Source organism: Chrysiogenia bacterium (assembly GCA_020434085.1).
Classification (GTDB): domain Bacteria; phylum JAGRBM01; class JAGRBM01; order JAGRBM01; family JAGRBM01; genus JAGRBM01.
Window position 1 is genome coordinate 1 of record JAGRBM010000162.1, and the last position, 3,176, is coordinate 3,176.

Annotated in this window: 4 protein-coding genes; all 4 read left to right on the forward strand. The window is 63.4% G+C overall.

All coding sequences use genetic code 11. The features are described 5' to 3' along the window. Positions 1–1,675 (forward strand): translation initiation factor IF-2 (gene infB, locus KDH09_05580; GenBank protein MCB0219147.1); only part of this gene is annotated, 1,675 nt, incomplete at its 5' end. 56 nt (positions 1,676–1,731) lie between these two features. After that, the gene (locus KDH09_05585) at positions 1,732–2,022 is read left to right on the forward strand and encodes a DUF503 domain-containing protein (protein MCB0219148.1); all 291 of its coding nucleotides are present in this window, start codon (positions 1,732–1,734) and stop codon (positions 2,020–2,022) included. Beyond that, complete coding sequence (rbfA, locus tag KDH09_05590) at positions 2,019–2,405, forward strand: 30S ribosome-binding factor RbfA (GenBank protein MCB0219149.1); 387 nt, start codon at positions 2,019–2,021, stop codon at positions 2,403–2,405. Before KDH09_05585 ends, rbfA begins: the two co-directional genes overlap by 4 nt. Next, positions 2,395–3,176: DHH family phosphoesterase (locus KDH09_05595; protein MCB0219150.1), on the forward strand; the 782-nt coding region annotated here is incomplete at its 3' end. The genes rbfA and KDH09_05595, both read left to right, overlap by 11 nt.

Here is a 3,176-nt window from a genome sequence, read left to right on the forward strand (position 1 = left end):
CGACTTTGAAGTCGAGCGCGTGGGCCTTCAGGAAGACGAAATCCTTCGCCAGCAGAGCGAGGACAAGCCCGAGGACCTCAAGCCGCGTCCGCCCGTCGTGACCATCATGGGCCACGTCGACCACGGCAAGACTTCGCTGCTCGACAAGATTCGCGAGGCCCGCGTGGCCGAGGGCGAAGCCGGCGGCATTACCCAGCACATCGGCGCCTATCACGTCGATACCTCGAAGGGACCGCTGACTTTCCTCGATACGCCCGGTCACGAGGCGTTTACCGCCATGCGCGCGCGCGGCGCGAAGGTGACCGACATCGTGGTCCTGGTGGTTGCCGCCGACGACGGTGTGAAGCCCCAGACCATTGAAGCCATCAACCACTCGAAGGCCGCCGGCGTTCCCATCGTCGTGGCCGTCAACAAGATCGACAAGCCCGGCGCCAAGCCCGAGCAGGTGCGCCAGCAGCTCACCGAGTTCGGCCTGGTGGCTGAGGAGTGGGGCGGCGACACCATGTTCGTCGAAGTCTCGGCCAAGACTGGCGACGGCATCGAGAACCTGCTGGAGACCATCGCCCTGCAGGCCGAAGTGCTCGAGCTCAAGGCCAACCCCGACAAGGCCGCCGCCGGTATCATCGTCGAGGCACGCTTGGAGCGCGGCCGCGGCCCGGTGGCCACGGTCCTGATTCAGGAAGGCACGCTGCACCTGGGCGATGCCATCGTTGCCGGCCAGCACTTCGGTAAGGCCCGCGCCATGACCGACGACCTTGGAAAGCCCGCAACCGAGATCGGACCGGGCATGCCGGTCGAGCTGCTCGGCCTCTCGGGCGTTCCCTCTGCCGGTGATTTCTTTGACGCCGCCGCCAACGAGAAGCTGGCCAAGCAGGTCGCCGCCAAGCGTGCCCACAAGGTGCGCGAGTCGGAACTCGCCTCGCTCAGCCGCACCTCGCTCGAGCAGCTCTATGCGCAGATCTCCGCCGGAGAGGCCAAGGAACTGCCGGTGGTCGTCAAGGCCGACGTGCAGGGTTCGGTCGAAGCCATCATCGAGTCGCTTGAGGCCCTTTCGACCCAGCGCTGTCAGGTCAAGATCATCCACAGCGGCGCCGGCGGCGTGAACGAGTCCGACGTCAATCTGGCGGCGGCATCGAACGCCATCATCGTGGCCTTCAACGTCCGTCCCGAACGCATGGCCGCCGAGATCGCCGACGACCAGAAGATTCAGATCAAGAACTACACGGTCATCTACGACCTCATCGACGACATCACCGCCGCGATGGAAGGCCTGCTTGAGCCCGATCGTCACGAGCACGTGACCGGTCACGCCGAAATTCGTGAGGTTTACACCATCACGAAAGTGGGCAAGGTTGCCGGTTGCTACGTCACCGACGGAAAGGCCACGCGCGCAGCGCACGTCCGCATCCTTCGCGACAACACCCAGATCTACGAGAACGTGCTCAGCTCGCTCAAGCGCTTCAAGGATGACGCCAAGGAAGTGCCCGCGGGCATGGAATGCGGCCTGACGGTCAAGGATTACTCGGACCTCAAGGTCGGCGACGTGCTGGAGTTCTACGAGATCGAGGAAGTGGCCGTGAAGCTCGAAGACATCCGCGAGCAGGAAGAAGCCGCGGCGCGTGCGCGTGCCAAGGCCGAAGCCGAGGAAGCCGAGTCCCAGCAGGCCTCGACCTGATTTTCTCAACGACCGGTTCGCGGCTGCGCGACCGGCCCACTGGAGTCTGACGGGAATTGTTTGTCGGGTTGTTACGGCTGGAGCTCCGCCTGCACGGGGTCGACTCGCTCAAGGGAAAGCGGGCGATCGTCAAGCCGATCCTCGAGCGCACGCGTCGCAAGTTCCATTGCGCCGCGGCCGAGACCGGCGACAACGACAATCATCATCTGGCACAGATAGGAATCAGCGTGGTTGGCAACGACCAGTCTTTTCTCAACGGTTGCCTGGACAACATCGCCAACTACATCGAGTCCCTGAACCTGGCTGAAGTAATCGACCAGGAATGGGAGATCCTGAGTTTTCCATGAAACGCGGCTACAAACGATCGGACCGGGTGGGGGCGCTGCTTCAGCATGAGCTCTCGGAGCTGATTCAGCGCTCGCTCAAGGACCCGCGCACGCAGGGGCTCACGATCACCGCCGTGGAAGTGACCGACGACCTGCGCAATGCCAAGGTGTTCTTCAATACCGCATTGTCCAATGTCGATGCGAAGGAAGCCCGGGAAGGGCTCGAGCGCGCCTCGGGATTCCTGCGCCGCGAAGTGGGAAAGCGCCTCGACCTGAAATACCTGCCGAATTTCCGTTTCGAATACGATGCGAGTTTCGACGTCGGCGCGCGCATGGACCAGATGCTCTCGCACCTGCCCGAAGAAGGCAGCGGCGAGCAGGGGGAGGAAGACGATGGCGAATAAGAAGCTCAAGGAAGCGGCCAAGGCCCTCAAGCACGCGAAGAGCGTCCTGCTGACCTGCCACGAGCGCCCCGACGGCGACGCGCTCGGGTCCTCGCTCGGGATCGCCGCCGCCCTCAAGGCCGCCGGCAAGAAGGCCGTCGTGGTCAATCCCTCGGGCGTGCAGCCCAACCTGATGTACCTGCCCGGCGCCAAGTCGGTGAAGACCAGCATCCCCAAGGGCAAGTTCGATCTCGCGATCACCACGGATTCCGGCGACATCTCGCGCATGGGTTGGGATCTCGGAGAGCTGCGCAGCAGCGGCCGCGTGGGCGCGATTCTCAACCTCGATCACCACAAGGACAACACCCGCTTCGGCGATCTCAACTACATTGATCTGAAATCGAGCAGCAGCGCCGAAGTCGCCTACGACGTGATCAAGGCCGCGAAGCTGCCCGTGAACAAGAAGGTGGCGCTAAACCTCTATACGGGCATCGTCACCGACACCGGCTCGTTTCGCTATTCGAACACGACCGACAAGACCATGCGCGTGGCCACCGACCTGATGAGCTTCGGAATCAACCCCTTCGTGGTGACCGAGGCGCTGGAAATGTCGTGGCCTGCCGAGCGCGTTGCCGTCATCGGCGCCGTGCTCTCCACACTGGAGACCGGTAAGCGCGGGGCGTGGGCTTCCGTGACAGCCGATCGTAAGACCATGCTCGCCCATGGCGACCGCTACGACCTGCTCGATGAGATCGTGAACTTTCCGCGCTCCATCGGATCGGTGGAAGTGGC

Coding starts and splice junctions, on each gene's coding strand:
- rbfA (MCB0219149.1), top strand. CDS start 2,019: ATGAAACGCGGCTACAAACGATCGGACCGGGTGGGGGCGCTGCTTCAG.